The organism is Rhodobaculum claviforme, from assembly GCF_016653255.1.
Classification (GTDB): Bacteria; Pseudomonadota; Alphaproteobacteria; order Rhodobacterales; family Rhodobacteraceae; genus Rhodobaculum; species Rhodobaculum claviforme.
Window position 1 is genome coordinate 1 of record NZ_NHSD01000069.1, and the last position, 4,065, is coordinate 4,065.

General features: G+C 68.5%; 1 protein-coding gene. It reads left to right on the forward strand.

Annotation, left to right across the window (positions count from 1 at the left end; translation table 11 throughout):
• The first annotated feature begins 32 nt into the window (after positions 1-32).
• A complete protein-coding gene (locus CCR87_RS01125; protein WP_201155491.1) occupies positions 33-3,434 on the forward strand; it encodes a DEAD/DEAH box helicase family protein in 3,402 nt (1,133 codons plus the stop codon).
• The last annotated feature ends 631 nt before the right edge of the window (positions 3,435-4,065 follow it).

Genomic DNA, 4,065 nt, shown 5'->3' on the forward strand with positions numbered 1-4,065 from the left:
AGCCTCGGGGGCAAGTTGTCCGGGTCATCTCCATGTCGCAGTTCGCCTTTCTCGCCGCCGATTTCCCCGATCTGATGGAGCCTGCGCGGCGGGCCGAGGCGGCGGCGCGGTCGGACCCGCGCGGGGCCTGCTTCCACGGTCGCCGCACGCTGGAGATCGCGCTGACCTGGCTCTATGGCCACGACCCCGCGCTGCGGCCCCCATATGAGCGCACGCTGGCCGCGTTGCTGGCCGAGCCGAGCCTGGGGCAGCTGACCGGCCCCGCCCTGATCGCCAAGGCGCGCTTCGTCAAGGACACCGGCAACCGCGCCGTCCACGACCCCCGCCCGGTGCCCGAGGCGCAGGCCGTGGCCGCGGTGAAGGAGCTGTTCCACATCTGCTACTGGCTCGCGCGCACCTATGCCCGCAGCGCGCGCCCCGACCCCGCGCTCGCCTTCGACCCCGCGCGGCTGGAGCGCACCGTCACCATCCCCGCCAGCACCGTGGATCAGATCCGCGCCCTCAAGGCCCGCCACGACGAGGCCACCGCGCGCGCCCGCGCCGCCGAGGAGGCCCGCGCGGCCGAGGCCGACAGCCGCGCCGCGCTGGAGGCCGAGGCCGCCACCCTGCGCGCCGAGATCGAGGCCCTGCGGCGCGCCAACGCCGCCGTCCCCGACCCCCACGACTATGACGAGGCCGCCACCCGCGACGCCTTCATCGACCTGCTGCTGGCCGAGGCGGGCTGGCCCCTCGACCAGCCCCGCGACCGCGAGTTCCCCGTCACCGGCATGCCCAGCGCCAGCGGCGAGGGCTTCGTCGATTATGTGCTGTGGGGTGACGACGGCCGCCCGCTTGCCGTGGTGGAGGCCAAGCGCACCCGCAAGGACGCCCGCACCGGGCAGCAGCAGGCCAAGCTCTATGCCGATTGCCTGGAACGCGCGTATGGCCGCCGGCCGGTGATCTTCTGCACCAACGGCTATGAGCACTGGATCTGGGACGATGCGATGTATCCACCCCGCCCGGTCGCCGGCTTCTACAAGAAGGGCGAGCTGGAGCTCTTGCTGCAACGCCGCGGCACCCGCCGGCCGCTGGACGAGGTGGACATCGACGAGGGGATCGCCGGGCGGTTCTATCAGCTGCGCGCCGTGCGCCGGGTTGGGCGGGCGTTCGAGCGCCACCACCAGCGCAGCGCGCTCCTGGTTATGGCCACTGGCTCGGGCAAGACCCGCACGGTGATCGCGCTGATCGACCAGCTGATGCGCGCGGGCTGGGTCAAGCGCGTGCTGTTCCTGGCCGACCGGGTGGCGCTGGTGAAGCAGGCCCATGGCGCCTTCAAGGCCCAGCTGCCCAGCGCCCCGCTGGCCAACCTGTTGCAGCGGCACGATCCAAAGGCCAACGACTACACCACCGCGCGGGTGTGCCTGTCGACCTATCCCACCATGATGGGCCTGATCGACGAGGTGAAGGACGGCACCCACCGCTACGGCCCCGGCCACTTCGACCTGATCGTGATCGACGAGGCCCACCGTTCCGTCTATCGCAAGTACCGCGCGATCTTCGACTATTTCGACAGCCTGCTGGTGGGCCTGACCGCCACCCCGCGCGACGAGATCGACCGCGACACCTACGGCCTGTTCCAGCTGGAGCGCGGCGTGCCCACCGACGCCTACGATCTGGAGGATGCCATCGCCGACGGGAATCTCGTGCCGCCCGACGTGGTCTCGGTGCCGCTGAAGTTCCAGCGCGAGGGCATCACCTACGCCGATCTGTCGGAGGAGGAGAAGACCGCCTGGGACGCGCTGGAATGGGACGTCGAGGGCACCACGCCCGACCGGGTGGAGGCGGGCGACCTCAACAAGTGGCTGTTCAACGAGGACACCGTGGACAAGGTGCTGGAGCATCTGATGCGCTACGGGATCAAGGTCGATGGTGGCGACCGGCTGGGCAAGACCATCATCTTCGCGCGCAGCAGCAAGCACGCGCAGTTCGTCGCCCAGCGCTTCGACGCCAACTATCCCCATCTGCGCGGCAGCTTCGCGCGCCTGATCGACTACAGCGTGCCCTATGCCCAGAGCCTGATCGACGATTTCTCCGAGGCCGGGAAGGCGCCCCACATCGCGGTCTCCGTGGACATGCTCGACACCGGGATCGACGTGCCCGAGGTGGTGAACCTCGTGTTCTTCAAGGTCGTGCGGTCCAAGACCAAGTTCTGGCAGATGATCGGGCGCGGCACTCGGCTGCGGCCGGATCTGTTCGGCGTGGGCGAGGACAAGACGCAGTTCCGGATCTTCGATTTCTGCCAGAACTTCGAGTTCTTCAACCAGAACCCCGACCGGAGCGAGCCCCCCATGGGCCTGCCCCTAGGGGCCCGCCTGTTTGCAACCCGGGTCGAGCTGATCGGTGACCTGCAGGAAAAGCCCGCGGACGACCAACCCGCCGAGATCCTCCGGGCGCTGCGCGACCGGCTGCACCTGGAGGTGGCCGCGATGCCGCCCGACAACTTCCTCGTGCGCCAGCGCCGCCGCCATGTGGAGCGGTTCCAGGACCGTGCGGCGTGGGACGACCTTTCGCTCGCCGACCGGATCGACCTGACGGCCGAGGTGGCCGGCCTCCCCTCGGCCATCGAGGAGGATGACCTGGCGGCCCGGCAATTCGATCTCCTCCTCCTGAACACGATGCTGCGCCTGCTGCGCGCCGATCCGGCCATCACGGGGTTCCAGACGCGCATCCGCCAGATTGCCGCCGATCTGGAGGACCTCGCCGCGGTGCCGCTGGTGAAGGCCCAGATGCCCCTGATCCTGGAGGTGCAGACCGATGCGTTCTGGGAAGGGATCACCATAGAGATGCTGGAAACGGTGCGGCGCGCGCTGCGGTCCCTCGTCCAGCTGATCGAGCCGCAGGAGCGAAAGGTGGTCTACACCGACTTCCTCGACGAGATCGGCGAGGCCACACCCGTCGTGGTCGACACGGTCAGCCCCGGCATCGACAAGGCGCGCTTCAAGCTCAAGGTGCGCCGGTTCCTCGACCGCCACCGCGACCACATCGCGCTCCTGAAGCTGCGCCGGGCCGAGCCGCTGACCCCAACCGATCTCGCAGAACTGGAGCGCATCTTCGCCGAGGTCGCCGACCCCGAAGACCCGGGCCGCGCGGAAGTCACTGCGGCCGGCGGCCTTGGCCCCTTCCTGCGCTCCCTCGTGGGCCTCGACCGCAAGGCCGCGAAGGAGGCCTTCGACACCTTCCTCCGTGGCCGCAGCCCCACATCAGCGCAAACCGAATTTGTCGACCTCGTGATCGACCACCTGACGGAACACGGCGCCGTCGACCCCCGACGCTTCTACGAGAGCCCCTTCACCGACCTAGACGATCAGGGCATCCACGGCCTCTTTCCCGAAGCTGACATTCACGAGATCATCGCCATCGTCCGCCGAATCGAAGCCAGTGCGTTCGTGGCGTAGAGCGCCTACACGCCCGTCTGTTCCGCCTTAACCAACGCCACGCCTCTCCGCCGGCCGGCTGACACGCCGAGTCGCCCACCCACCCGCGGCGCCGGTTCGGTGCATCCGCCGGGCAGGGTATGGCCGACTTCAAGGTAGATAATTGGGTGGATCAGATCCAATCGCTACCTACTTTCAGTTTTAAAATCAAACACTTGAATCATTATTCTGGTGCGGGCACCGAGACTCGAACTCGGAAGGGCTGACGCCCGGGAGATTTTCGCACCACTTCGGCTTCCGCCGCCGCCCCCGCAGGGGGCGTTCGTGGTCCGGACTATCCCTTCAGCATAGCCGCGAACGGCCTTAGCTGCGGCCCGTCTAGTCTCTACACCTTCCCCCGGAGGGGCTTGGCTCGGGATTGCCACCGGCGCGACCCGTGAGGTTTCCCCGAATTTGAGCCGTTCTGCACCCGGCGTTTCCGCCGGGGCACTCACACTGCGCTGAAGTCTCCTGCCTTTACCAGTTTGGCCATGCCCGCACGCCCGCCATCGTTACCCCCGGCGCCGGGCATAGGCAACGGGGGCTGGCAATGACCGCTCAGCGGTCGCGGCGCGGCACGATGGGGAACAGGCGGCTGCGCCGGGGGTAACGA